Below are 24,161 nucleotides of genomic sequence, written 5' to 3'. Positions count from 1 at the left end.
CGATGCTCGGCTGCGCAGAAGGGGTTGAAAAGCGGCTGCGCTTAGCAAATTCCTGCCAAACTCAAATTTCGGGTTTAGCCGTTGGCTTGATCGCCTCCAACCCATTCTCCCCAAACCGCATCAGGTAGAGCCAGCCGTTGTTGACCAGCCTGGCGACCACTTCGTGTTTGTCGATCACTGCCTGGATACGTTCGCGTGGTGCGTCTATCACTACGGTGAGCCGCAGTGGCTGGTGGCGCCAGTTTTGGCCGTCGTGCAGGGACTGCATCGCAAGGCCGATACGCAGGTCACCGCCGTTACCTTCGAACACGCCGATCCGGCCGCCCACCACGTTGTGCAAGGTTTTGTTGCCTGCGCCGTAGCGGCGGTTATCCACGGTGGAGGCGTAGTACTGCATGTTGATCCAGTGGGCGACGATCATCGGGGCGGTCATGATCTGTTCCAGCAGTGCGCCTTCGCTGTCGCCCTGCGGATCGTATTCATGCAGGAAGACGCGGCCGTTAAGGTCGACGCCGCGGCTGCGCCAGCGTGGGCCGATGATAAAGGCGGCGTTGTTGCCCAGGCCCCATTCCGGACGAGTCTGGGCCCAGTCGTTGCCGCGCTGACGCACCTTTTTCAGCAGCGCTTCCGGATCATGAGCAAGCTTTTCAAGGCCCAGGCTGGCGGCGCGTTCACGACGCGCCTGCTTGCCGGCTTCGGCCAGTTGCAGCCGCACGTAATCGAGCTTTTCGATAGGCGACTGGTTAAGGTCGGCATCGAACAGGCCCACCTCCTCGGTGGTGGTGTTGTGGAAGCCAGCGATAAAGCGGGTGTCTTCCGGCAGATTGATCCCCTGCTCTTTCAGGCCTTCGCGTACCTGCGGATCGTTCAGCAGGTTGGCCAGTGCGCGGGCATTGACCTCGCCGGTCTGGCCGCAGCAGGCACCGCAGTCCAGGCCTGCCTTGTGCGGGTTGTTGGCGCTATGGGCACCATGCCCGATCAACAGCACCAACGGCGCTGCGCCTTCGGCCAGGTTCATACCGCGCAGCACCTTGGCGGCCAGGTCGATTTTGTTGGCCAGATCCACGCCGCTGAGCTGCGGACGGATACCGGCACCTGCTCTAAGTATGCCCTGCTCCGGCAATGCCGATTTCGAGCTCGGCTTGCTGCGTTTGATCAGTTTGCCCAGGTAACCCAGGCCCAGGGTCTCTACCAGGCTGAAGGCAGAACCGGGCATGGAGGCAAAGGGCTGCCAGCTGCTGTTACGCGCCAGCTGACGCTGACGCTCAGCGGCGGTCTGCTTATCTTTGTCAGCATCGCCACTGCTGTCGGTGACCGAGAGTACCGGCGCCAGCAGACCCGGAAGCTGCGGGCGGGTCGCCTCAGTGCCCAGCGGGGTATAGGCCACCGGCAGGCCGAAGAAGCCGGCAAAGCCGAGGGTTTCGATATCCTGAGCCGCTTCCAGATGGCGGCGGAACACTTCGGAACGCACGTCGATGCAGAACACCGCCTGCGCCAGCGGCCGCTCTGCCGCAGGCTTGGCCGGCGCAGCCTGGAGTGCGTCATCCAGACGACGCTGATACCCGATCTCCATCGCCCGCTGCCAAAGGCTGTGGGTCTGTACGGCGACATCGTCCAGCGTCAGGAAATGACGCTCCCAGCGGTCGTGCCACTGCTTGAGCAGAGAATCCTCGCCCCGGCTGCCGTCATCGAGCAGGCATTCCCAGCCAAGGCGGATCGCCAGCAGCTCAACGATGGCATCGTCGTCAGCACCCTGCTGATTCGCCAGCCAGCGACGGTAAGCACACCAGGAGGCCCAACCACTGATTCTCAGGAGGACCGCATGCAGGAAAGCCTGCCAGTCGGACTCTTTGACCTCGAGACACTCAAGGGCATATTCGATCAGCGCCATCGGCTCTTCGGGCAGTTGCTCCACGCGACCGGCGATCCAGGGTGACTGCATCAGCCGCTCGACGCTATGGCCAAACTGCATAACCTCGCGCCAGCCGCTGTAGAGACAGCTGTCATCGTCCGGGCGCCAGTCTGCCTGATCGCGGTCGAACCAGGCGCCACAGAACTGGGAAACCTGATGGGTAATGGTGTCACACCAGGCCGGCTCGTGGCTCAGGTCACGCTGGCCATCGAGCAGGTCACTGGGCAGCGGTGCGGAATACTTCTGCGGGTAACGGCGATCCAGCTGTGCGACCAGCAGCTCAGGCGTCTGATGTCCACCCTGTTCATCGATGGCGCCCTGCAGATCCTGCTCGGTGATAGCGCCCAGCTTCCACTGTTCGCGGTAGTAGCTCAGCGGCATAAACAGTGTGGAGCCGCCCAGCGAGGCGAGGCGACGATGGACCTGTTCAAACGACTTATCCACCATGCCCCAGTAGGGGTTTACGGCGATCATGCGGTCCAGCGGCCAGTTCGGAGCTACCATACCGCAAGCGGCGTCCACCGCTGCTTTCAGTGCTGCCCCCTTATCACTGGCCATGTTCTGCTGCGCCGCTGAACTCATCGTTTCGCTCCTTACTTCCTCTGCCAAATCGCTCATCAATGAAACTCTCCCGCATTCGCCGGCTGATGATCGACGCGGGTGCGGGCCTGGCGATCATTCAGTCTCACCGGCCAGAAGCGGAAGGTCAGGCGGGTGAAGGTCTCGTCCAGATAAAAACCATTGTAGACCCAGGGATAAAGACGCTGTGACAGTGCTCCGCGCGGGTTGCTCTGCAGCTGCGCCTGCAGCAGGTAGAGCGCGATAAAGCAGACCGCCACCCATCCAACCAGTACTGCGGACTCCACCGGAGCCGCTGGCACCACTGCCGCAAACACCAGGTGCCAGACCAGGTAGAGCTGAGTCAGGGCAAACACCTGCAGCAAAGCCCGGCCAAAGGCGATAAGCGAGCGCTCACCCGCCTGCCAGAGCAGCGGTGCAAACCCCAGCACCAGGATCAGCGTTACCACCGAAGGCAGCTCCAGGGCCACGGCCCAGTGCCAGGTCTCGGCAGAGAGAACCACCAGCGCACTGCTCAGCACCAGCGCCAACAGCATCCGCGAAAATACGCCGGGCTGACGGGTGTGGCGATACAGGTCATGGGCACGCACCTGCGCCACGGTATCGCCGCTGCTCAGGAAGGAGTAAGCCTTGTAGAAGGAGTGCGCGATCAGGTGCAGCATCGCCAGTTCGTAAAGACCCAGCCCCACTTCCATCAACATAAAACCCATCTGACTGCAGGTGGACCAGGCCAGGCGTACCTTGATGCTGATGCGGGTCATCATCACCAGGCCCGCCAGTACGGCAGTGAGGCTACCGACGATCACCAGCAGCCACTGGGCCACCGGCGCCAGGCTAAGGATGTCTGCAAGACGGATCATCACGAAGCCGCCCATGTTAACGACACCCGCGTGCAGCAGCGCCGATACCGGTGTCGGCGCTTCCATTACCTGGATCAGCCAGCCGTGCAGCGGCAACTGGGCGGATTTCAGAATCGCCGCCAGGGCAAAGAGCACCATCGCCGCATGCACGGAAACCGGCAGCGTCGACCAGCCGGCCAGTTCATCGTGAATCACGTCCAGCGAGAGGCTGTCGGTGACGCTGTAGATCAGACCCAGCGCCACCAGCAGGCAGGCGTCGGCCATACGGCTGACGAGGAATTTCTTGTGTGCCACCACCTGGGCGGTCTTGCGGTCGCCGTAAAAGGTGAGCAGGAAGTGCAGGCCCACGCTGGTGGCGCCCCAGGCCAGAACGATGACCGCCAGATGACGGCTCAGTACCAGCACGCCGACCGAAGCCAGGGTAAACATCATGGCGCTGACAAAGCGGCGCTGATTGGGCTCGCCCTGAAGGTAACGGCAGGAGAAACGGATGATGACCCAGGCCAGCATCGCGATAAGCAGCGCAGTCGTCAGCCCGAGACCGTCGATCTCTGCCTTGCCGGAGGCATCGGCAACAACACCTGCAATGGCTGCGACCAGCGTCATCGGCAGACCGATGTTGGCAGCCATTCGGGCCGGCTTCCAGGGATCAGCCGCGCCAAGCGAGCGAATAAAAGCCGCACCGAATAGCAGCGGCAACAACCAGGGCAGCGCTGAGATCAAGGGGATACCTCCGGGGAAAAAAGAACGAATTCCGATGGCGCTAATGGTGCGGATTTGAGCTATTTTTGTAAAATAGATTGATCTGAATAATTCGTTCACTTAAATAGAACAGAGTATTAAAACTCAACCATTCTTCCTGCCAGGGCCCGTCATCGAGAGCGCCCGGGAAGAACGGCTCGATCCAGCAACGAGAACCCTGAAGGCATCGTCATGCGTAACCTGAACTTTCACCACCTTTACTACTTCTGGACCGTTGCCAAGGAGGGCCACCTGACTCGAGCTGCACAGCAGCTGCATGTTTCCCAGTCGGCGCTTTCGTCTCAGATCAAGCAGCTTGAGGAGCAGCTAGGCCAGCGCCTGTTCGACCGCGAGGGACGCAAGCTGGAGCTCACTACCGTGGGCCACCGGGTGCTGGAATATGCCGAGAACATCTTTGGCCTGGGAAGCGAGCTGCTGGCGATGCTGGAAAGCGGCGAGCACCAGCAGGTGCAGCGCTTGCGAATCGGCGCGGTGACCACCCTGTCGCGTAACTTCCAGGATAACTTTCTGCGCCCGGTCATCGGCTCACCGGACGTGCAACTGGTGGTTGAGTCGGCCACGCTGGAAGAGCTGCTGGAGCGGTTACGGGTACACAAACTCGACCTGATTCTCTCCAACCGCGCCGTGGCCGCCGATGCCAGCACGCCCTGGCGTTGCCGCCGCATCGCCCAGCAGAGTGCCTGTCTGGTAGGGCCACCCGAGGGCGCCGACAGCTTCCGCTATCCGGAAGATCTTGAGAATGTGCTGCTGCTGGCGCCGGCTCCTGGCAGCGATATCCGCAGCCAGTTCGACCTGTTATGCGAGGAACAGGGACTGAACGTGCACTATCATGCCGAAGTTGAGGATATGGCGATGCTGCGTCTGCTGGCACGAGACTCAGGCGGCATCACCGTGGTGCCGGAGATCGTGGTGCAGGACGAGTTGCAGCAGGGCCTGCTGCGCAACTACCGCCCGCTACCCACGGTGCAGGAGAACTTCTACGCCATCATGGGCAAGCGCCAGTTTGCGCCCAAGCTGTTATCGACCCTGATGGAGGGCGAGGTGCTTGAACGCGAACACTGACGCTCCGCTGCCGTGCACAAATATTCCAGACATCCCCCTGCCGAGATGTTTAACTGGCAGACCAGCCCATAAAACCCCAGATACGCCTGCTCCATGAAAGCTGCCGATAGCCACAACTGGATCGACTTCTCCCGCGACAGCAAGACCGGGATAGAGCTGTTCCGTACCCATTTTGTCGGCAACAGCCAGGCTTACGATCCGCACTGGCACGATGATTATCTGATCGGCTACACCGAACAGGGCCTGCAGCAGTTCAGCTGTCGGCGCCAGGTCCAGCGCTCCACGCCGGGGAACATTTTCCTTATCGAGCCGGGCGAACTGCACGACGGCGAAGCGCCGCAGCAGGATGGATTCACCTACCGCGCGCTCTACCTGCCCACCGACTGGCTGCACCGACAGTTGGCCGATATTTTTGAGGATCTTCCCGACCGCTTTGAGCTGCGCGTGGAGCAGACGCTGTGCGATGATCGCCGCCTGATGGCCAGCCTGGCCTCCGCCTACATGGCGCTGAAGGAGGGAGAACAGCGCATGGTCCGCGACGCCTGCATAGATCAGCTGATGGAACGGATGACGGCCCACTTCAGTTGGCGCAAGCGCCAGCGCGACGAACTGCTGCTACCCGGGCTGGCCCGACAGGGGCGCGATTTTCTGCATGCCCATCTGCACCAGGATATCGGCCTCGATGATCTGGCGCGGGCGCTTAACTCCGACCGCTTCAAGATAAATCGAGCCTTCAAGGCCGCGTTTGGCGTTGCCCCTCATTCCTACCTTCTGCAACTGCGGCTGATCAAAGCCAGGGAGCTGCTTGCACGTGGCCGCCGCCCAGCCGAGGTTACAGCTGATCTCTGTTTCTCCGACCAGAGCCACCTGGGGCGCTGGTTCAGACGCGCCTATAAACTGACGCCCGCGGCCTATCGCAGTCTGTGCACGGGCGTTCCAGACGGAGTTGGCTAACAGCGCGAAACTAAGCGGGAACCACCTGATAAGGAATCCCGATGTCCGCGCTTGTTGTCAGTTTTTCCCTCTTTGCCTTTATCGCCTCGGCCACACCCGGCCCCACCAACCTGCTGGCCCTGAGTAACGGCAGCCGCTTTGGTACCCGCTCTACCCTGCCCTTTGCCTTCGGCGCATCGCTGGGTGCGGCCGCGGTGCTCCTGCTGACCGCCACTGGGCTGGGCCAGCTGATTCAGGAGTATCCCCTGCTGCGGCTTTCACTGGCTCTTTGTGGCGTACTTTGGCTGACAAGCCTGGCCTGGAAGCTCTACCACGCCCCGGCCGTTCAGACAGACGACGGGACCGAATGCGCCAGGGCCTGCTGGTATCACGGCGCGTTGATGCAGCCTGTCAATCCGAAAACCTGGATGATGGCGCTGACCGCTACCAGCCTGTTCGCACCGGTCGCCCCCTCCGGCACAGCGGTTCCGAGCTTTATCCACGCGATACTGATGGCGACGATTTTCTTTATCGTCACCCTGCCCTGCATCGCCGCCTGGGCCTGGCTGGGCGATGCCTGCGTCAGGCTGCTGAAAAGCGTGCAACGCCTACAGCTGCTCAATCGCGTATTGGCGGTGCTGCTCGCTGTGTCTGTCTGGTCGGCGCTATTACTCTGAAACGGCGACTCAACTGGCATAAGCCACTCATAGTAATAATCCGCCTGTATGGCAGATGCTTTTGCATCTAGCTCCCTGTAAGGGAGCCTCGGCAAACCTTCCGACGAATTCAGGGATCGTCCATATACGAGTCCTTTTTAAGGCCGGTTTAGGCTGCTGCCGAGCAAAGAGACTTGTGCGACTTTCGTTGCTAAGCAAGTCCCTTTGCAATCCCAAACCGCCCCTAAGGCTTGATCGGCTACGCCGACTTCCCTGCGCTTCTCGTCTGAAAGAGCGGTACAGGAAACTCGGCTGCGCCTCAAACAGCCTGTCCCCTATTTCTCTTTCAGCCTCCGATGCTCGGCTGCGCCAAAGGAGATAGATTGATGCGCTCAGATAACTATGAGACATCGAGCCCTATTATCGCTGTGGCACGAAACAGGCCTAGCCTCGACTAAACGATCACCACCTCCATAGGAGGTGGTTTAAGAGCGACAACAAAAAAGGGCTTGCATCTCTGCAGGCCCTTTTCTATTTGCCTCGTTGGCGTCGCTGTTACGCTTACTTGGGCTGTTCGATACCGACGATAAACCAGTCAGCGTTTTCGACGCTCATGTCGCGGCTCAGGTGCCAGATTTCGCTGAACTCGGCCAGGCCGGACTGTTCATCTTCACGCAGCCAGCCGTAAAAGTTGATCGATACGATGACGTGATCTTTCTCGTCGATAAAGTTGATCAGGTCCGCCATCACCGAATCCACTTCGGTGGTCTGTCGATCCGGGAAGCGGCCGCGCTGGGCTTTCAGCTCTTCAAACAGCTCAGCGGTAGTGTAGCTTTTCAGCTCTTCCCAGTTGCACTCGTCCCAGGCTTTCTGCAGGCCGGTAAAGTGGCTGCAGGCCTGATCCAGGAACGCGCGCTTGTTAAACCATTCCGGCAGGTTCAGTTCCGGCTCTGCCAGTGATGCACCAAAACCGCTATCAACGACCGGTTCAGACTGGCTGGCCTGAGGCTCTGCCTGGTAATGCTGCCGAGCCTGGACCTGTGGCTCTTCCTGAGAAGACGTGCGCCACTGCCCCATATCGGGCTGAGGCCCCGCCCCTGCGTAGGCCTGCTGCTGCGCCGTCTGACGACGGCCGGCAAACAGCTTGAACAGCACAAAGCCGATCACTGCGACGATCAGGATATCCATGATCTGGATACCTTCGAAGGCGCCACCGAAGAAGAGAGCGCCCAGCAGACCACCGGCCAACAGACCGCCCATCAGACCACCCATACCGGGACGGCGCTGGGTAGTACCGGGCTGCTGCGCGGTATTAGTAGTTTGCTGCGCATCCTGCTGCTTGTTGGCAGTAGGTGCCGGCGAAGTCTTTTTCGGCGCCGAGTAGGACTTGCCGAGAGAGAAGCCGCCGCCAAGACGTTTGGCGTGAGCATCATCAACGGGCATAAGCACGCTGAGAAGAAAAGCAAAGAGACTGACTGTCAAAATCCGCATGGGAATCCTCGATTTAGGAAAAACATGAACAAACCCGTCTGTGCAGGCTTCTTCAAATCGCCCCTATTTCGTCGTTAAGTCGTTTTCGCTGTCTCCCTGTTTTTGCGCGTTTTGTTCCGGTTCATTGTTGCCAAATAGATACCAGTAAAGATGAGAAGAATACCCGCTCCGTGGAAAAGGTACAGCGATTCATCCAGAAAAAGTACCGACATCAACACACCGAACACCGGAATCAGGTGAATAAACAGCCCTGCACGGGCAGCGCCAAGCTCTGCCACACCGCGGTTCCAGAACAGGTAAGCCAGTATCGACGGGCCTACGGCCATATAGATAATGGCGGATAGCACCGGCAGCCCCCAGTTGATCTCCACGCCCTCGCCCAGATGCCAGATACCGAATGGCGCCAGCGCCAGGGTACCGACAACCACACTGACCGAAAACAGGGTGAAGCCATCCAGCGCCTGCGGGCGCCAGCGCAGCGCCACCGAGTAGACCGACCAGGTCAGCACCGCCACGCCGATCCAGATATCACCACGGTTGAACTCCAGCGCCAGCAGGGTCGCCAGATTCGCCTGACTGACCAGTACCGCCACGCCGGTGAGCGATACCAGAATCCCCGCCCATTGCCGCAGACTGATCGGCTCGCGCAATAACATGGAGTTAAGCAACACAATCACCACCGGTGCGGCGGACTGCAGCAGCGCCGCGTTTGAAGCGCCAGTATCCTGCAACCCCATGTAGATAAAGGTGTTGAAGCTGGCGACGCTGAGAACCGACAGCAGAAGCAGGATCGGCAGGTGGGTGCGGATCACCTCACGGCTGCGCCAGATCCGTGGCAACGCCCAGGGCAGGATCATCAACAGCACCAGCAGCCAGCGCAGAAACGCCAGTGCCACCGGATCCAGGTCCGCATGGATGGCACGGGCGGTCACCACGTTACCGGCCCAGAACAGCGGCGTCAGCGCCAGTAGCAGATAGGCTTTCACTTGGTGTCGCTCCCCTGCAGCCAGCGTTGCAGGCGGCTTTGCGTGGCATCGTTACCGGTGAGCACATAATGCAGGGTGTTGTAGTTGAAGGCGGTCCAGGCCATGCGGTCCAGCGCGCCCTTACGACCGCAGAAAAGGATATCGTCTCCTTCCTGCAGTTCGGTCAGCTCGCCGGGCAGCAGTTTCACCTCATCACCGCGACGCATCATCAACGGGAAGCAATGGAGGGTCTCCTTGCGGTAATGAGGGTTCTTCAGCAGAGCAATCAACTTGATTTCCGTGCCCTCCTGCAGTTTTTCCAGCACCGCCGGCGCCTCTTTGGTGCCGATGCAGACCGAACGACTCTCCAGGGGCTCCTCGCCCACGGTGGCGTTCATTCGGTTCAACAGGGTATGCGCCCAGACCTCATCCTGCAGCATCAGTTGATCGAGAAACTCCGACAGCAGCGGTGTTTTCAGCTGCGCCATGATGCGGGTGGCGATGATCTGCCCCGGTTGCATGATGAAATCGCAGCGGGAGTTTTCGAACACCAGATCATTGGCGCTCAGATTCTGGCGCACCACGGTGATCAGCTTCGGATTGAGCTCCCGGGCGGTCATGATGATCGACAGGTTATCCGCATCATTGGCGGTGCCGGCGACGATCCCCACAGCCTCTTCAACGCCAGCCTGTTGCAGGGTCACCGCCTCGGTCCCCACACCGAGCACCGCGCCCGGCAGACCACGGATATTCTTCCGATCCGGATCGATAATGGTGACCTCGGTATCCTCCTGCTTCAGCTCGCGGCTGATATTGCTGCCAAAACGCCCGAATCCACAGATGATCCAGCGTCCCTTGGCGTGGCGATAAACACTGGCCAGGTTGCGGTGTTCCGGGTTCATCAGCCAGTCAAACACCAGGTGACGGTGTGGACTGTGTGCCGCCAGCGCCACGTACTCGGCATAGGAACGAAACGGATCAACAATAAGGTCGGTGCCGAAAGAGGCCAGGTTGGCGGTGGTAATGTCGCTTTCCGAGCGGCTGATCGCGATACGTTTGGGCTTGAGTACCTTACTGGCAATGGAAATTGCCAGATTGACCTTGTCGCTGTTGGTGAGCGCCAGCACCCCGGCGCAATTGGGCAACTGCAGCCCCGCGTGATCGAGAATATCGGGCAGCGAAGCATCGCCACAGAACGCCGGCACCGGAATCCGTAGGCCGTCCAGTTCCAACTCATCGATGCGATCCTGATCGATATCCACCACAACCACGCGCACATTACGTTCGGTCAACTCCCGGGCCAGGTTGGAACCCGTCACCCCGTAACCGCAGATCAGGTAGAACGGCTCGGTCAGGCTGCGCACATGGTTTACGAAGCGCCGCAGCCGCAGCAACCGGGTAAAACCGGAATCCTGAAACACCGCCAGCGTGGTACCTATACCGTAGAGCCAGGCAACCACGCAGGCGTAGATGGTGCAGAGCGTCCACATCCGCTGGGCATCGGTAAAGGCGTAGGGAATCTCGCCAAAGCCGATGGTAGAGCCCATAAACGAGACGAAGTAGAAGGCGTGAAAGTAGCTCATGTGCCAGACGTTGCCCTGATCATCCTGACCCGGGATCAGCACAAGACCAAAGATCGACACCGCGTATACCACGATCAGCGTGATCAGCGGCGCGCGCAGACGCCGCAGCAGCACATAGAGAATATCGTACATGGGCGGATCAGCGCCGGATCAGAACGGTTTCAACCATCAGCAGAATCACCGAGGTGATGTTCGCCAGCAACGCGCCACCGGCAAAGGAGACCACGCTCGCCATCACCCTGGGATCCATTCCCGTGGCGGCAATGTGCTCGCCGTAACCCCAGATACCGGCGGCAATGATCAACTGCAGATCGGCCACCAGACTGGTCGCCAGCATCAGCGCGCCCAGGTGGCTGCGATCACCGAACTTGAGCACGGTACAGATCAGACTGACGACCAGGGCAAGAAAGAGTTCGAGGACATCGTGATGCTCGGGGTTATCGATGTCACCGACGAAAAAGCCGAAGTTCAGCGTTAAGGCCAGCACAATAAAAAAAGCGAAGATCACTTTTTCGCGATTCATCCGTTGAAACTCCCTGCGTTAGACTTGGCAAGCTTTGAGTAAGTCTTTGGCTTCTCAGGCTTATGTTTTTCTCAGGCTTAGATTTGATTGTATCCAGCCTAACGCACATGCGCATCCGGCTAGAGACGTTTTTAAGCAACGACTTAGAAACTTGGACGCGGAACTGAGGTCTGACCTCTACTATCGAGCACTATCGTCATAACAACAGGGATCAGGATTCACATGCATTTCAGGCGAGCTGCCCAAGCATTCAGTGCCCTTCTACTGCTTTTTGTGTTCACCAGCGTTGCCCGCGCGGCGCTGATTCAGAGCCAGAATGATCAGCGAAAGTACGAAAACTTCTCGCTGGATAACGGTCTCCAGGTGGTGGTGATTTCCGACCCAACCACAGATAAGGCCGCCGCCTCCATGAACATTCTGGCCGGTAGCGCCGACAACCCGAAAGAGCGCCCGGGCCTGGCACACTTCCTTGAACACATGCTGTTTCTCGGCACCGAGAAGTACCCCGAGTCTGGTGCTTACCAGGAGTTCATCAGCGCTAACGGCGGTAGCCACAACGCTTATACCTCTTACGAAAACACCAACTACTTTTTCGATGTAAAGGCTGACGCACTGTCAGGCGCCCTGGATCGTTTCTCCCAGTTTTTCATCGCCCCGCTGTTCACCCCGGAACTGGTGGACCGGGAGCGTCACGCCGTGCACTCCGAGTTTAAATCCCAGCTGCAGGACGATGGCCGCCGTCTCTATTCCGCCAGCAAACTGCCGATGAACCCGGAACATCCATTCAGCCGGTTCTTCGTAGGCAACCTGGAAACCCTGGCCGACCGCCCCGGCTCCGACGTGCGCGACGAGCTGATCAAGTTCTACGAAAGCCACTATTCCGCCAACCTGATGGATCTGGTGGTGATCGGGCATCAGTCCACCGCCGAGCTGCGTGCCATGGTGGAGCAGTACTTCAGCGCTGTTCCCAACCGCGAACTGACCCACAGTGCGTCTACTGCATCGCTGTACGAGGCAGATAAGCTGCCGATGCAGCTCGATGTGGTCACTAAAATGGATACCCGACAGCTGACACTGCGCTTTCCTGTCCCCGCGACACGGGATCACTGGCGGGAAAAGCCGCTCTATTACATCGCCAGCATGATCGGCTATGAAGGCGAAGGCAGCCTGCTGAGCCTGCTGAAAGAGAAGGGCTGGGCCCGTGGCCTGGGCGCCTCTCCCGGCATGGACCTGCCCAACCAGGCCAGCTTCGATGTGGGTATCGAGCTGACCCAGTCCGGCCTCGAGCATTACGACGAAGTGGTCGAACTGTTCTTTGCCTTTGTCGAGAAATTCAAAGCGGAAGGCGTGCGCGAAGAGCTCTACAACGAGGAGGCGCAGCTGGCCGCCACCGACTTCCGCTTCCATGAATCCGGCGAACCGGTGCATGAGGCGATGCAGCTGGCCGCACGGATGCCGGAATACCCGGTTGAGCACCTCCTCGACGGCCCCTACCTTTACGACCGTTTCGACGCTGACCTGATCCAGAGTTACCTGGACAAGCTGACGCCTGACAATATGATCCTGAGCCGCGCCGCGCCAGATCTGAAAACCGACAGCAAGACCGAGCGCTACGCCATCGAATATCGCCTCGGCAAACCGGATAGCAGTGCCGAACGTAGCTGGAAAAAACCTCAGGCTAACGACTCACTGGCCGTGCGCAGCCTCAACCCTTACGTGGCGAAAGATCTCAGCCTGATCCAACCCGAGGGCGCGCCCAGCGAAACACCTGATACACTCTGGCAGGCCGAGGGCGCCAAGCTCTGGTACCTGCAGGACCTGAGTTTCAACGTGCCGCGGGCCAACCTCTACTTCACGTTTATCTCCGAAACCGCCAACGACACCGCTCGCCATGCGGTGCTGAACACCCTGTTCGCGCGGATGCTTGATGACCGCATGAACGAGGATTTCTACGATGCCAGCCTGGCGGGTCTTTCTGCGTCGATCTACCCGCATATGCGCGGCTTCGGCATCCGCATTGCCGGCTATAACCAGCGCCAGCCGGTGCTGCTGGACAGCATCCTCGACGAAATCAAGCAGCAGCCGGAGTCAGAGAACCGCTTCCGCCGCATCAAGAACGCATTGACCGAAGAGCTGGAAAACGCCGACAAGGAAAAGCCCTACAACCAAACCTTCAGCGCGCTCTACACCTCGCTGATGCCGCAGTGGTCTGAGCAGCAGAAGCTGGAGGCCCTGACATCGATCAGCCTGAAAGATCTGCAGGACTATCTGCCCGAGCTGTTCTCCGGACTCTATCTGCGCAGTTTTGCCCACGGCAACATCAGCAGCGTCAGCGCTCGGCAGATGGCCAGCAAGGCGTACGAAACCCTGGTCGCGAAGGATCCGTCCGAAGCCGCCGCACAGTTGCCTGTGGTGCAGCTACCGGCGGGCAAACGCCTTTACGATACGCTGGACATCGAGCACAACGACTCGGCGCTGACGCTTTACATGCAGGGCGACAGCACCGCCATCGAGGCGCGCGCCGAAGTAGCACTGCTGAACGAGATCATGCAGACGCCGTTCTACGCGAGCCTGCGCACCGAACAGCAGCTGGGTTACATCGTTTTCTCCACCCTGCTGCCGATGCAGGATGTACCTGGCCTGGCACTGGTGGTGCAGTCCCCGGTTGCCGATCCTGATCAGCTGGAAGCCGCCTATGACAAATTCTTGCAAGGTATGGAAGAGCGTCTGGGATCGATTTCTGAGGAGGAACTGGCCGCGTTCAAACAGAGTTTGATCTCACGCATCAATCAGACTGATAAAACGATGAAGCAGCGCTCTGCCCGTCTCTGGCGCGAACTGGACCGGGAGAACCCGGACTTCAACACTCGTGAGGAGCTGACCGCCGCGACCCTGCAGATCACGCCGAAGGCTCTGGCCGAACGCCTGAGTGAACTGCGTACCCGTCAGTTGGCTCTGCGCAGCTATGGCGGCGATGCGGCTCCAGGGTCCAAGGATGACAAGGCGCTGCTGAATGCGCTGAAAGAGGATAAGCAGTTCGTTCCCGGAACAGCGGCGCCCTGAGCGCCGCGATATCCGCGACCGGAAACGGTCAGAAGTTAGAGTTCGATGACATTACGCCGGGTGCCGAAAGGGGCATCCGGCGTCAGTGAATCTCCGGGGGAAATACCGATATCCGGCTCCATCAGTTGACGGCAATCCTCACCACGTTTGCAGCCGGCGTTAATCTCATCCTGCATAATCTGCGCAAACACCAGATCTTCACCCGCTATCTGCACGCCATCGAGAGGTGATACCACCACTTCATGCACCGGCGGCGGATCCGAAGGCGCGACCACCGTTACCGGCGGCAGCGGCTTGGGCGTGCCTCGCTTAACCACCGCATACTCGATCTCCGAAGCGTAACGCTCGGCAACCCTTTTACTGGGCTCGGCCGCCTTCGCAGACCAAGCTGAAAATGCCAAAAGCAGCGCCGCAGCGCTGCCTGCCAAGAACGTATTGCAACGTCTGGCGTCAGTATTCAAGCGGGTAGATCGACTCGGCATAGAACGCCAGCTCTTCCAGAATAAGTTTGTCCCGATCTGAAGTAGTCGGCAGCTGCGCCAGTTTATTTAGCTCGTCATAGTAGCGAGGAATCGTCAGGTAGCCGTTGTTATTCTCGTTCAACAACTTATGGGAGCGATACTCCTCCCAGCGCTGATGTTCATCCTCGCGCATCGCTTCCGGAAAGTTGCGCGCCTTGTAGCGCAGCAGCATCTCTTCCAGACGCGGATCCTGGAACGGCGGCTCCATCAGCGCCAGCTCTTCCGGGGCAGCATTGCGAACCTGCTCCATCAGCGCCCGATCGGAATCACCGAAGAAACCACCGGAGTAGAGCATATGATCCGGATCACCATCCGCCGGCGGGTGTTCGTCGCTGTAGAGGGCCATCAGTTTGTCCTGCAGCCCCGGCTCAGCCCTCAGCATTGCCAGATGTCGTCGGCAGGTATCGCCGTCGATATTGAGTCGCGCCGCCTCTTCGCCATTCAGCATGCCGGCCGGCGCAACGATCGGGCAGCGGTTGCTATGCAACAGTTTCAGGGAAATCTGTGGCGCGCCTGCTGGGCGCTCATCGTGGCGGGTGTAAAGCAGCTCGCGAATCTGCTCAACGCTGAGTTCAAACAGCGGCGTCGGATCGATGCGCAGATCCCAAACAACCGCAGCGTTGCGATTCACCGGATGCCAGGTCAGCGGCGCAACGATGGCTGCATTGCCCCACTCCACCGGGTATTTTGACGACACATGCAGCACCGGCTTCATCGCCGGCACATCCAGTTTTGACTGCACGGCGCGCTTGCCACGATTGCTCAGCACGTAGTCAAACAGTTTTGGCTGCCGCTCTTTAACCAGCTTGGCCACGGCGATGGTGGCATACACATCGGACAGCGCATCGTGCGCCTGTTCGTGGGAGAGACCGTTGGCCTTACTGAGATCCTCAAGCCGAAGACTCGGGGTGCCGTCCTCGTATGTCGGCCACTCGATTCCTTCAGGTCTCAGCGCACGGGTCAGGCGCAACATATCGATGATGTCCCAGCGTGAGCAGCCGTTCTGCCATTCACGGGCGTAGGGATCATAGAAGTTACGGTAAAGGGTGTTGCGGGTCACTTCGTCATCGAAACGGATGGAGTTATAGCCCACCGCACAGGTGCCCGGGCGGGCAAGCTGCTCATGAATCTGGCGGATAAACTCGGCTTCGCAGACACCCTCGGCCAGCGCCTGCTGCGGCGTGATACCGGTCACAAGACAGGCCTGGGGGTGCGGCAGTATATCCTCGGAGGGTGAGGCGAAAATCACCAGCGGTTCTTCGATGATATTGAAGTCGGCGTCGGTGCGTACCCCGGCAAACTGCACGGGCCTGTCCCGCGCCGGATCGGTGCCGAAAGTTTCGTAGTCATGCCAGAAGAATGTTTCTTGAGCCTTAGCCATTGCGGGTCCGTTCGGTTCCGTCGTGTATAATCGGTGCATACACTAACATCGAAAGGGTTCTCTGGCATGTTCCACGATCAGTTAAGCAGCGACGCTCCCTGCCCCTGCGGCTCGGGCCAATCTTTCGCCGATTGCTGCGGTCCCGCTCTCAGCGGCACCACGCCAGCCCCGACCGCCGAAGCCCTGATGCGCTCGCGCTATTGCGCTTTCGCCCTCGGCGCGGTGGATTATCTGCTGGACACCGTTGCGCCGGAAAAACGCCAGGAAGGCGATGCCGAGCTGCTGTCGGAACAGACCCAGGTCACCACCTGGACTGGTCTGAAAATTGTCTCCACCCGTATGGGCAAGGAAAGCGACGATCTGGGAGAGGTCAGTTTCGAAGCTCGATTCCAGTCTGGCCCCAGCAAAGGGGTTTTGCGTGAACACTCAAGATTCCGCCGCGAAGCGGGTCTCTGGGTCTACGTTGATGGCGATGTGGAGCTTCTTCCCGGCTAATTTTGCCACTCTTTACTGACATCTTTTTAAGCTCTGTCAAGGCTTTTCCTGCATTGCGCTCCGCCGTTAGAATAGGTGCCCGCCCGTCCGGACGCCCTAATGGCGGCCGGAACTGCGGGCCCGTCGGTCGGTGCGAAACAGTACGCCCCGGCCGAGTCCCGGATCTTCGATGGAACCGGATACACGATTAAAGAGCCGAGCCCCTGCGCCGGTTTGTGGTGATTGATGTTTGCGAATCTGTTTAAACCCAAATGGCGGCACTCCAGCCCCGACGTCCGTGCCCGCGCCGTAAACCGGCTGCACTCGGACCGCCCCGCTCACTCCGATATCCTGCGCCGGCTGCTGCTGGACGACCGCAGCCGTGAAGTGCGACGGGCCGCCATTGAGCGTGTTACCGATACCTCGCTATTGCTCCAGGCACTGGCCGCCGAGCAGGACGCGGAGATTCGCCTGCTCGCCGCGAATGCTGTCGCTACCCAGGTGGCATCGCTTCCCATGAACGACCAGCTGGAGTGGGCACGCCAACTACCCGACGATACCGTGCGTGTCGAACTGGTCCTGGCCGATATCTCATCCACTCTGCGCAGCCACATTATCGACCTGGTTGAAGAGCAGAGGTTCCTGATCACCATCGCCCTGAAGGGCCCAACCGCACAGACCCGCCGCGAGGCGGCCTTGCGTGTAACTGATCCAGAACACCTTGAAACCCTCGCCAGAGACAGCCGTGGCAGCGACAAGGCCGTTCACCGTATCGCCCGCGATGCGATCCAGGCCCTGCGTGAAAAAGAGCGCCAACAGGCACAGATCGAAAGCCGCCGTCAGGAGTTGCTAGCTTCACTGGATACGCTGGTCAACGGTCAGGACCATCAGCTGTTCCAGGCCCGTTTCGATGTACTGATCCGCGACTGGACTCAGCTACCGGAAGCACCGCAGCAGCAGGCGGAACACTACCAGGTGCTTAAGGCACAGGCGGAACAGATCATCGCCGAAGAGGCCGCCCGCAAGGCCGCTGCCGAAGCCGCCGAGCAGGCGCGCATCCTGCGCGAAGAACAAGCGCAGGTACTGGATACGGAGCTGGCCGCACTCTGTCTGCGCAGCAGCGAAGGCAGTGACCTGCTGCCGGAGCTGGATCAACTTCTGCAGCAAGCGGAGCAATTCCGTTGCGAAGGCGAAGTGGAGAAACATCTCGTCGAGCGCGTTGAACTGGCCGCTCAGCTGCGCGGCTCCCTACAGCAGCTTGCAGAGCTTGAACCACGCATTCTGGAGCAGCTTGAAGCACCGGTAGAGGACAGCGACAAAGCCCTGGCCGGTTACCTGTCTAACATCGATTGGCCTACCTCCTGCCAGCCGCCGGCGCTGCTCAACCGCGCCCGTCAGCTGCTGAATGAAGCACGCCAGGCCAAACGTGAACAGCAGCAGCAAAGCAGCGAACTTTGCGCCCGTCTGGAGCGGACCCTCGACCAGCTGGAGCAGGCGATTGAAAACGGAGAGATCCGCACCGCGCTGAAACAGCGCGAGCGCGCAGAGCAGCAGACTCAAGCCCTGGCTGTACCGCTTCCCGATGCGCTTGAACAACGCCTCAAGTCCCTGACCGCTCAGCTTCAGGAGATCAAAGACTGGCAGGGCTTTGCCGTTAACGGCAAAAAAGAAGCGCTGTGCGAGCAGATGGAAGCACTGATCGGCTCCTCTCTGGACCCACAGCCTCTGGCTGACCGGATCCGCGCCCTACAGAAAGAGTGGAAGTCTCTGGACTCCAGTTCGGCCGTGCACTCACAGAAGCTCTGGCAGCGTTTCCGCACTGCCGCCGAAACCGCCTACGCGCCCTGCGAAAGCCACTTTGCAGCGCAGAAGGAGAAGCGCCAGCAAAACCTGGCTCAGCGTGAAGAGATCTGCCGCCAGTTGGAAACCCTGTTTGAATCAGTCAACTGGGATGAAGCTGAGTGGCCTGCCATTGAGCGTATCTGCCACACCGCCAAGCGCGAGTGGAAACAGTTCTCACCGGTGGACCGCGCCCCTGGCAAGGTGCTCCAACAGCGCTTTAACCAGTTGATTCGCGAGCTGGATAACCGGCTGCGTGACTGGCATCAGCAGTGTGCCAACACCAAACAAACACTGGTGGAGAGCGCCGCAGCGCTGACCGAATGGGAAGATGTTTCCGCCGCAGCGGCCGAAGCCAAGGCGCTGCAGCAACAGTGGAAAGAAACCGGTCCGGCGTTTCGTTCTGAAGAACGCGCACTCTGGCAGGCGTTCCGCGAACATTGCGACGCTATCTTCGCCCGTCTGAAGAGCGGCACCAGCAGCGGCGAACCGATCAGCGTGGAGCAGAGCGCACCGCCGCTGAAAGCCGACGCCCTGTCACGGCTTGAGTCCTGCGCCGAACTGCTTGATAAGGCAGAAAAAGCGATCCTTGATGGTAATAGCGGTATCGTCGACAAGCTGCTGTCCGCTATCAGCGATTCGTTGTCACAGGTGCCGGAACAGTGGCAGCTGGCGATGACCCAGCGCGTCGACGCGATCTCCGCCCTGCTCGCCTCACCGGATGAGCTAGAATCCCGACTGGCCGACAGCGAGCGTGAGCTGCGCGAACTCTGCATCCGCCTGGAAATCCTGCTCAGCCAACCCTCCCCGGAAGAGGATCAGGCCCAGCGTATGGAGTATCAGATGCTGCGCTTGCAGCAGGCACTGGACGAACAGAGTCGCAATCCTTCCAGCGCCGATGTGGCTGAGCTGGAACTGCTTTGGCAGTGCGTCGCGTTTAACCGCGTATTCCCACAACTGTCGCGGCGTTTCAATCAGCTGAGACAGCGCACTCAGTAAGAGTCATGCCCGCGCCGGTTGAACCCTCAAGCCAAGGACCGGCTTAGGGCCAGCCCGCAGAAAACATTCGATCAGGCTAGATAGGGCAGGATATTGTGAATCGTCTGATCGACATACATCTCCTTCTCTCCCACAGGCGCGACGTAATGGATCGCGCTTCTAGCCGCTTCACCCCCTTCCGACCGAGCGATTATCCATGCTGCAAGGTAGGAAGACGCCAAACAGCCTCCGGCGGTGGCCAGATTACCGCTGGCAAAAAACGGCTGTTCCAGCACCTCCACCCCCTTCTCCTCTACCCAGGGCTTAGTCGTCAGGTCGGTGCAAGCCGGCATCTCTGCAAGCAAACCCAGTCGTTCCAGCACCAGCGTGCCGGAGCACTGCGCACCGATAAGCTGACGCCGAGGGTCAAGCTTGAGCTGTTGCATCAACGCTGTATTCGCAACGACCTCGCGGGTTTTCATCCCACTGCCGACGAGCACCGCATCAGCCCCGTTCGCCTGCTGAAGCGATACCTGAGCTTCGATCACCACTCCGTTCATCGACTCCACTCGCGGCGCTGGACTGGCGATGGACACGCGCCACCCGGGCTTCTTGATTCGATTAAGCACGCCGAGTGCGATCAGAGAGTCGAGCTCGTTAAAACCGTCGAACGTCAAAATAGCGATATGCATCTGATACTCCTTGCCCTGGTTGATTAGCGAGAAGCCAGTCTATTTTTTAAAATAAGAACAATATAAAAATTGTCATGGATATTTTTCGATGCCACGAGCACGGTATAAACAGCTGGTCGACCGTTTTGCCAGCGATATCCGCACAGGCAACCTGGCACCGGGCTCCAGACTGCCGACGCATCGCGAGCTGGCTGGCTCGGAAGGCGTTGCGCTCGTGACCGCTTCACGGGCTTATGCCGAACTGGAGAAAATGGGGCTGATCAGTGGTGAGCAGGGACGTGGCACCTTTGTCCGTGAGACCACCTTGCCGCCCGGACAGGGAATCGATCAACGGCCGGTTCCCAAGGGAACCCTGGATCTCAATTTCAACTCGCCTTCGATTGATGGTCAGAGCCAGTTACTGCGCGAGGCTCTGAGACAGCTATCGGTATCCGGAGAACTGGAGCCACTGCTCCACTACCAGCCCCATTCGGGCCGACAGCATGAGCGCAGCATCATTGCCACTCACCTCAAACAGCGCGACCTTCACGTCGACGCCGACCAGGTATTGATCACCAGCGGCGCCCAGCACGGACTGGCCATCACCGCCCTGGCGTTGCTGAACCCTGGCGATATCGTCGCCGTCGACAGCCTGATTTACCCCGGTTTCAAAACGGTGGCAGAGGTCAGCCGGCTGGAACTTGCACCCCTCCCCTTTACTGAATCAGGACCTGACCTAGAGGCGTTACAAAAGCTCTGCCGTCAGCGGCGGGTAAAAGCGGTGTACACTCAACCCACGCTGCACAATCCGTTAGGCTGGGTGTTAAGCCTGGCTCAGCGTGAGGCGCTGGTGGCTATTGCCAGAGAACATGATCTCATGCTGATCGAAGATGCCGCCTACGCCTTTCATGCCGATCATCCCCCGCCACCGGTCAGCCAAATCGCACCGGAGAGAAGCATCTACATTTCGGGACTGTCGAAAAGCCTGGCCACCGGCCTGCGCTGCGGCTTTTTGGCCGCTCCGATTGAATATGTTGCCCAACTCGAGCGAGCCATCCGCGCCACCACCTGGAACACTCCGGGATTGATCACTGCACTCGCCTGCCAATGGGTTGCGGACGGTACGGTCACCCAGCTGGAGGAGCAGAAGCGTGAAGACGCCAGGGCTCGACAGTTAATCGTCAGACAGGTGTTCAACGACTGGGACTATATAGCCCATCCCAACGCTTACTTTATATGGCTTCCGTTGCCTGCGGAGGTACGTGCAGACAGAGTCTGCGCCGAGCTGCTCGAACAGGGAATCTCTGTAGCCTCAGCCGAACCTTTCGCCACCACCGAGCACGCCCCCCATGCCCTGCGACTGGCTCTGGGTTCGGTTAAACCGAAGCAGCTTGAAGCTGCGCTGTTAAAGGTCAAGGAGGTGATTGAAGACAACGCAGCGTTAATGGGTACGCGCGTTATAAAGCGTCGGGAAAGCTGAGCCTCGGTTCGAATGGGCAATAAAAAACCGGCCAGTGACGGCCGGTTTTTTAGACATGCGCCTCGCGCATCAGTGCATATGCTGACCACCGTTGATCGAGAAGTCGGCACCGGTGATATAGCCGGAATGCTCGTCTGCCAGGAAGGCAACCATGCGACCGATCTCCTCTGGTGTACCGAGACGGCCCACCGGAATATTGGAAGCGATTTTATTCAGAACTTCCTGATCGATCTTGGCCACCATGGCGGTCATGATGTAGCCCGGAGATACGGTGTTGACCGTAACGCCCTTGGAAGCCACTTCCTGCGCCAGCGCCTTGGTAAAGCCATGGATACCGGCCTTGGCGGCAGAGTAGTTACACTGACCGAACTGGCCCTTCTGCGCATTGATCGAGGAGATGTTGATGACTCGACCAAAGCCAGCTTCCAGCATCGGGTTGATCGCCAGGCGGGTCATATGGAACATGGAGTCCAGGTTCGCGGTCAGGACTTCGTCCCACTGCTCCCAGCTCATTTTCTTGAAAGTACCATCACGAGTGATACCGGCGTTGTTCACCAACACACTGATATCGCTGCCGGTCAGCTCCTTGACCGTCGCTACGCACTGGGCGCAGGACTCGGCGTCGGTAACGTCGCCGTAGGCTACATCGATCGAGTAGCCGTCCTTTTTCTGCTCTTCCTGCCACGCTTTGGCTTTGTCGTGGTTACCACCACTGTTATAGCCAGCAACCACACGGTAGCCAGCGTCAGCCAGTTTGCGGCAGATTGCCGTACCCAGACCGCCAGTACCGCCGGTCACCAGAGCTACTTTTTCACTCATAATATCGCACCCCTCTTTGTTTACTTATACGAACCAGTTGAATCCGGTTTTCGAATTTGTATCAGGGAAGCTGAGAACAAGCCCGGGCCTATCGGGATAACAGCTTCCCCAGGTTTTGTGCGTGTACTTGCTTTGATCTTAGTACGCGCAGGCACTAATAAACAACCGTTTATCTGCCGTTAAGGAAGAATAAGTGAGGGGTTTGACTTAATGATGACACTCAGCGGGCAAGACGCGCGAGATAGCGCCGCATCCAGGTGTAGGCAAGCGTAGCGGTGATACCGTTGGCAAGCACCAGCGCGGCAAACATCCCTTCCAGCCCGAACAGCAAGCTGCCAAGCCAGCCCAGGGGGACATACATAATGAACAGCCGGAACAGACTGATACGCATCGCGCGCATAGGCTGATGGAGCGCATTGAACGAGGAAGCACTCAGAAAGGTGATCGCCTGGAAGCCGAAGCCGGCGGGCACCACCACCATCCAGAGAGCGAGCCAGCGTGAAACCTCAGGATCTTCGGTAAACAGAATCGCCAGAGGGTTGGCAAAAATAAACAGCGCCAGATAGATCAGCCCCTGCCAGATAAGAGCGAAACGAACCGCCCCCATATAGGCTTTGCGTACCCGCTCCACCTGGCCCGCACCGTAGTTCTGGCTGATAAACGGCGGCAGTGTCATCGACAACGCCAGGCAGACCAACAGCGACAACGACTCAACGCGGTTACCGACTCCATAGGCTGCCACCGCTTCAGCGCCGTGCCCCGCTACCACCGCGGTCAAGACGCCGTTGGCCAGGGGCGTCATCATGTTGGAAAACGCCGCTGGCAGACTGATCTGCATCAGCTGCTTCCAATGCCCGAACATCTCCGCCAGATCGGGCCAGGCGAAGATCAGCATGCGGCGGCGCCCGTAAAGCAGATAGAACGCCAGCAGAGTGGTGCTGCCCCAGGCCAGCACACTGGCGACAGCAGCGCCCTGAATGCCCAGCGCCGGAATCGGGCCAAAGCCAAATATAAACAATGGGTCCAGCAGCAGGTTCAATATCGCTGACACCAGCATCACCAACCCGGACATGCGCGTGTCACCCGCCGCCCGAAAAATGCTGTTGCAAACCATGTTCAGCACCAGAAATACCGACCCGGAGAACCACACGGTCATATACGCATGAATGTAAGGCATCAACCCGGATTCCGCCCCCATGGCCCGGAATACCGGATCAATGATCCAGTGCCCACCGATACCCACCACCAGCATAATCAGCACCGTCATGATGATGTTGTCGGTGGCCATACGCGAGGCATTACGGTTTTCCCCCGCGCCGATCAGGCGAGCCAGGGTCGCCGAGGTCCCCACACCAAGGCCGATCGCTAGACTGGTAACCGAAAACGTCACCGGAAAGGTAAACGCCAACGCCGCCATCGGCTCGGTGCCGAGCTGCCCCACAAACCAGATATCCGCGATGTTGAACAGCATCAGACTGACGATGCCAAGCATCATCGGCAGCGTCATGCGTACCAGCGTGGATTGGACCGGGGATTTCAGGATATCGGGAGCTGGGGACATGGGCGGACCGGTTCTCAGAAGGACGCGCAGTTTACCATAGGCCCCGCA

Annotated in this window: 18 protein-coding genes; 7 read left to right on the top strand and 11 right to left on the bottom strand. The window is 59.3% G+C overall.

The genetic code is table 11. The features are described 5' to 3' along the window. Positions 1-61: 61 nt before the first annotated feature. Positions 62-2,494 (bottom strand): YbcC family protein, encoded by a 2,433-nt coding sequence (locus CLV83_RS00790; RefSeq protein ID WP_207894647.1) that lies wholly within the window; start codon positions 2,492-2,494, stop codon positions 62-64. 35 nt (positions 2,495-2,529) lie between these two features. Further along, positions 2,530-4,074 carry an NADH-quinone oxidoreductase subunit L gene (locus CLV83_RS00785; protein WP_207894646.1) on the bottom strand — a complete coding sequence of 515 codons (1,545 nt, stop codon included), beginning with the start codon at positions 4,072-4,074 and terminating at the stop codon, positions 2,530-2,532. A 210-nt stretch (positions 4,075-4,284) separates the two neighbouring features. Here CLV83_RS00785 and CLV83_RS00780 point away from each other — a divergent pair, with 210 nt between their 5' ends. The 3 genes from CLV83_RS00780 to CLV83_RS00770 all read left to right on the top strand — a co-directional run bounded on the left by CLV83_RS00780 (position 4,285) and on the right by CLV83_RS00770 (position 6,785). After that, positions 4,285-5,175 carry a LysR family transcriptional regulator gene (locus CLV83_RS00780; RefSeq protein ID WP_104004178.1) on the top strand — a complete coding sequence of 297 codons (891 nt, stop codon included), beginning with the start codon at positions 4,285-4,287 and terminating at the stop codon, positions 5,173-5,175. Positions 5,176-5,268: 93 nt separating this feature from the next. Next, a complete protein-coding gene (locus tag CLV83_RS00775) occupies positions 5,269-6,129 on the top strand; it encodes an AraC family transcriptional regulator (RefSeq protein WP_132286129.1) in 861 nt (286 codons plus the stop codon). Positions 6,130-6,170: 41 nt separating this feature from the next. Continuing rightward, entirely contained in the window at positions 6,171-6,785 is a 615-nt protein-coding gene (locus tag CLV83_RS00770; protein WP_132286126.1) for a LysE family translocator, read from the top strand. A 540-nt stretch (positions 6,786-7,325) separates the two neighbouring features. Here CLV83_RS00770 and CLV83_RS00765 read toward each other — a convergent pair. The 4 genes from CLV83_RS00765 to CLV83_RS00750 form a co-directional block, all read right to left on the bottom strand. After that, positions 7,326-8,255, bottom strand: coding sequence for a Tim44 domain-containing protein (locus CLV83_RS00765; RefSeq protein ID WP_132286123.1), 930 nt, complete (start codon positions 8,253-8,255; stop codon positions 7,326-7,328). A gap of 74 nt (positions 8,256-8,329) precedes the next feature. Further along, on the bottom strand, positions 8,330-9,241 hold the full coding sequence (locus CLV83_RS00760) for a DMT family transporter (RefSeq protein WP_132286119.1): 912 nt from the start codon (positions 9,239-9,241) through the stop codon (positions 8,330-8,332). Continuing rightward, positions 9,238-10,935: a potassium channel family protein gene (locus CLV83_RS00755; protein WP_132286116.1), complete on the bottom strand. Its 1,698-nt coding sequence runs from the start codon at positions 10,933-10,935 to the stop codon at positions 9,238-9,240. The genes CLV83_RS00760 and CLV83_RS00755 overlap by 4 nt, the downstream gene beginning before the upstream one ends. 7 nt (positions 10,936-10,942) lie before the next feature. Continuing rightward, positions 10,943-11,326 (bottom strand): DUF6394 family protein, encoded by a 384-nt coding sequence (locus CLV83_RS00750; protein WP_132286113.1) that lies wholly within the window; start codon positions 11,324-11,326, stop codon positions 10,943-10,945. Between the two features lie 222 nt (positions 11,327-11,548). Here CLV83_RS00750 and CLV83_RS00745 point away from each other — a divergent pair, with 222 nt between their 5' ends. Beyond that, on the top strand, positions 11,549-14,389 hold the full coding sequence (locus tag CLV83_RS00745; RefSeq protein ID WP_132286110.1) for an insulinase family protein: 2,841 nt from the start codon (positions 11,549-11,551) through the stop codon (positions 14,387-14,389). A 35-nt stretch (positions 14,390-14,424) separates the two neighbouring features. On the opposite strand, the gene CLV83_RS00740 is transcribed toward CLV83_RS00745, so the two are convergent. Together CLV83_RS00740 and sbcB are read right to left on the bottom strand one after the other, a co-directional pair. Then, entirely contained in the window at positions 14,425-14,790 is a 366-nt protein-coding gene (locus tag CLV83_RS00740) for a hypothetical protein (RefSeq protein ID WP_132286107.1), read from the bottom strand. 49 nt (positions 14,791-14,839) lie between these two features. Continuing rightward, positions 14,840-16,291, bottom strand: a complete 1,452-nt coding sequence (gene sbcB / locus CLV83_RS00735) for an exodeoxyribonuclease I (protein ID WP_132286105.1) — start codon at positions 16,289-16,291, stop codon at positions 14,840-14,842. Positions 16,292-16,357: 66 nt separating this feature from the next. Here sbcB and CLV83_RS00730 point away from each other — a divergent pair, with 66 nt between their 5' ends. Together CLV83_RS00730 and CLV83_RS00725 are read left to right on the top strand one after the other, a co-directional pair. Then, positions 16,358-16,786 carry a YchJ family protein gene (locus tag CLV83_RS00730; protein ID WP_132286102.1) on the top strand — a complete coding sequence of 143 codons (429 nt, stop codon included), beginning with the start codon at positions 16,358-16,360 and terminating at the stop codon, positions 16,784-16,786. 225 nt (positions 16,787-17,011) lie between these two features. After that, the gene (locus CLV83_RS00725) at positions 17,012-19,603 is read left to right on the top strand and encodes a DUF349 domain-containing protein (protein ID WP_132286099.1); all 2,592 of its coding nucleotides are present in this window, start codon (positions 17,012-17,014) and stop codon (positions 19,601-19,603) included. A 71-nt stretch (positions 19,604-19,674) separates the two neighbouring features. Here the strand turns inward: CLV83_RS00725 and CLV83_RS00720 are convergent, their stop codons facing one another. Further along, complete coding sequence (locus CLV83_RS00720; protein ID WP_132286096.1) at positions 19,675-20,274, bottom strand: DJ-1/PfpI family protein; 600 nt, start codon at positions 20,272-20,274, stop codon at positions 19,675-19,677. Between the two features lie 88 nt (positions 20,275-20,362). On the opposite strand from CLV83_RS00720, the gene CLV83_RS00715 reads away from it, so the two are divergent. Next, positions 20,363-21,733: an aminotransferase-like domain-containing protein gene (locus CLV83_RS00715; protein WP_132286093.1), complete on the top strand. Its 1,371-nt coding sequence runs from the start codon at positions 20,363-20,365 to the stop codon at positions 21,731-21,733. A gap of 69 nt (positions 21,734-21,802) precedes the next feature. Here CLV83_RS00715 and phbB read toward each other — a convergent pair whose 3' ends face one another. Together phbB and CLV83_RS00705 are read right to left on the bottom strand one after the other, a co-directional pair. After that, positions 21,803-22,552: an acetoacetyl-CoA reductase gene (gene phbB, locus CLV83_RS00710; RefSeq protein WP_132286090.1), complete on the bottom strand. Its 750-nt coding sequence runs from the start codon at positions 22,550-22,552 to the stop codon at positions 21,803-21,805. Between the two features lie 220 nt (positions 22,553-22,772). Continuing rightward, entirely contained in the window at positions 22,773-24,113 is a 1,341-nt protein-coding gene (locus tag CLV83_RS00705) for an MATE family efflux transporter (protein WP_243642243.1), read from the bottom strand. Positions 24,114-24,161: the final 48 nt, after the last annotated feature.

Origin of the sequence: Marinobacterium mangrovicola (assembly GCF_004339595.1) — a bacterium.
Taxonomy (GTDB): domain Bacteria; phylum Pseudomonadota; class Gammaproteobacteria; order Pseudomonadales; family Balneatricaceae; genus Marinobacterium_D; species Marinobacterium_D mangrovicola.
Note: the sequence above shows the minus strand (reverse complement) of the source record. Positions and strands in the feature narration are given on the sequence as shown.

Bases quoted from the DNA above. Each gene is read 5' to 3' on its own strand.
- CLV83_RS00790 (WP_207894647.1), bottom strand. From the start codon at position 2,494: ATGAGTTCAGCGGCGCAGCAGAACATGGCCAGTGATAAGGGGGCAGCA.
- CLV83_RS00780 (WP_104004178.1), top strand. From the start codon at position 4,285: ATGCGTAACCTGAACTTTCACCACCTTTACTACTTCTGGACCGTTGCC.
- CLV83_RS00775 (WP_132286129.1), top strand. From the start codon at position 5,269: ATGAAAGCTGCCGATAGCCACAACTGGATCGACTTCTCCCGCGACAGC.
- CLV83_RS00770 (WP_132286126.1), top strand. From the start codon at position 6,171: ATGTCCGCGCTTGTTGTCAGTTTTTCCCTCTTTGCCTTTATCGCCTCG.
- CLV83_RS00765 (WP_132286123.1), bottom strand. From the start codon at position 8,255: ATGCGGATTTTGACAGTCAGTCTCTTTGCTTTTCTTCTCAGCGTGCTT.
- CLV83_RS00755 (WP_132286116.1), bottom strand. From the start codon at position 10,935: ATGTACGATATTCTCTATGTGCTGCTGCGGCGTCTGCGCGCGCCGCTG.
- CLV83_RS00750 (WP_132286113.1), bottom strand. From the start codon at position 11,326: ATGAATCGCGAAAAAGTGATCTTCGCTTTTTTTATTGTGCTGGCCTTA.
- CLV83_RS00745 (WP_132286110.1), top strand. From the start codon at position 11,549: ATGCATTTCAGGCGAGCTGCCCAAGCATTCAGTGCCCTTCTACTGCTT.
- sbcB (WP_132286105.1), bottom strand. From the start codon at position 16,291: ATGGCTAAGGCTCAAGAAACATTCTTCTGGCATGACTACGAAACTTTC.
- CLV83_RS00730 (WP_132286102.1), top strand. From the start codon at position 16,358: ATGTTCCACGATCAGTTAAGCAGCGACGCTCCCTGCCCCTGCGGCTCG.
- CLV83_RS00725 (WP_132286099.1), top strand. From the start codon at position 17,012: ATGTTTGCGAATCTGTTTAAACCCAAATGGCGGCACTCCAGCCCCGAC.
- CLV83_RS00720 (WP_132286096.1), bottom strand. From the start codon at position 20,274: ATGCATATCGCTATTTTGACGTTCGACGGTTTTAACGAGCTCGACTCT.
- CLV83_RS00715 (WP_132286093.1), top strand. From the start codon at position 20,363: ATGCCACGAGCACGGTATAAACAGCTGGTCGACCGTTTTGCCAGCGAT.
- phbB (WP_132286090.1), bottom strand. From the start codon at position 22,552: ATGAGTGAAAAAGTAGCTCTGGTGACCGGCGGTACTGGCGGTCTGGGT.
- CLV83_RS00705 (WP_243642243.1), bottom strand. From the start codon at position 24,113: ATGTCCCCAGCTCCCGATATCCTGAAATCCCCGGTCCAATCCACGCTG.